The sequence below is a fragment of the Algibacter sp. YIN40 genome, assembly GCF_057219435.1.
Genome location: NZ_JBXVVC010000009.1, coordinates 1 through 1,842 on the forward strand (window position 1 = coordinate 1; position 1,842 = coordinate 1,842).

General features: G+C 36.4%; 1 protein-coding gene. It reads left to right on the plus strand.

From position 1 onward, the window contains the following. Nucleotides 1-1,830 (plus strand): T9SS type A sorting domain-containing protein (locus tag AC2D6V_RS15365; RefSeq protein ID WP_484649957.1); only part of this gene is annotated, 1,830 nt, incomplete at its 5' end. Nucleotides 1,831-1,842 lie beyond the last annotated feature (12 nt).

The following is a 1,842-nucleotide window of genomic DNA, read 5'->3' on the forward strand; positions in this document are numbered from 1 at the left end:
CCTAGTGCACAAGAATCTCGTGAAATTTTTGATTTCTTAATGACTCAGCTAGGGTATGATATAAACAATACTTCAATCGATTACAGTAATGGAGATCCCGCTGCTTTAGGAAATTTCATAGCTCAATCGGTTATAAGTTATGGATACACAGATGGGGCTCGTGAAATTAACCAGTATAATAATGCTCATTATGTACCTGTAAATATACCCTTATCCCCTGTTCTTCCTGGAAATGAAACATTAACAGACCCTAATAGATGGCAACCTTTAAGTTTAGATGCCTTTATTGATCAAAGTGGTAATTTAATCGAAGGTTCAACTCCAGAGTTTCTAAGCCCAGAATGGGGGGATGTTTCTTCTTTTTCTCTCTCTGATGATGCTAAAGTAACTTATTCAAGAGATGGAAATAATTATAATATTTATCACGATCCTGGAGCGCCTCCTTATCTAAATACTACTGCCCAATCAACTGAAAGTGATGCTTATAAGTGGGGGTATTCACTAGTGTCTATATGGGGATCTCATCTTGACCCAACCGATAATGTACTTTGGGATATTTCTCCTAATTCAATTGGTAATGTTGATATTAACTCAATGCCTGATTCATTTAACACTTACCCAGACTTTTACAACTTAACTTTGGGTGGTGATACGGGTATGGGTTATAGCATAAACCCGCATACTAATGCGCCATATCCTCAACAACTCGTCCCTAGAGGAGATTACGCAAGGGTTTTAGCAGAATTCTGGGCAGATGGACCTGATTCAGAAACACCTCCAGGGCACTGGTTTACATTATTAAACTATGTAAACGATAATCCGCTATTAGAAAAAAAATTAAGTGGTTCTGGCGAATTATTAGACCTAACTGAATGGGATGTTAAATCTTATTTCCTGATGGGAGGCGCCATGCATGATGCCGCTATTACGGCATGGGCAATTAAAGGATGGTACGATTATATAAGACCCATTTCTGCAATACGTTTTCTATCAGATAAAGGACAGTCTTCGGACCCTTCTAAAGAAAATTATGATATAGCTGGTATTACTTTAATAGATGGCTATATCGAAATTGTTGAAAATGGAGACCCTCTTGAAGGTCTAAATGGAGAACATATAGGAAAAATTAAACTATACACCTGGAAAGGACATGACTACATCAATGATACTGAAGTAGATCAAGCTGGTGTAGATTGGATATTGGCTGAAAATTGGTGGCCTTATCAAAGACCAACCTTCGTTACTCCTCCTTTTGCAGGGTATGTATCTGGGCATTCTACCTATTCCAGAGCTGCTGCAGAGGTAATGACCTTGCTTACAGGAGATGCATACTTCCCTGGAGGTGTAGGAGAATTTATTGCTAAGAAAAATAAATTCCTAGTTTTTGAAGAAGGACCTTCTGTAGATGTAAAACTACAATGGGCAACCTATCGCGATGCATCAGATCAATGTAGCTTATCTAGAATATGGGGTGGTATTCACCCGCCTGCTGATGATATCCCTGGTAGACTAATTGGTGAGAAATTAGGAATTGATGCCTTTAATTTTGGAGTGACATACTTTGATGGTAAAAATCAAGAAGAAATACCTATTTCTCAAAATTATCAAGTATTTCCAAATCCTAACAATTCTGGTGCTGTTTTTATTTCTAATACATTGGTGTCTGATAGTTTTAAACTAATAGACATGAAAGGAAGTATTATTAACATAATAGAAAAACAATACAACGAAACTAACAAGATTACATCGCTAAAATACCCCCAAACAATAGCATCTGGTGTCTATATCTTAAAAATAAATAATCAATCTAAACTTTTTATTAAAATATAAACTATTTTCAAA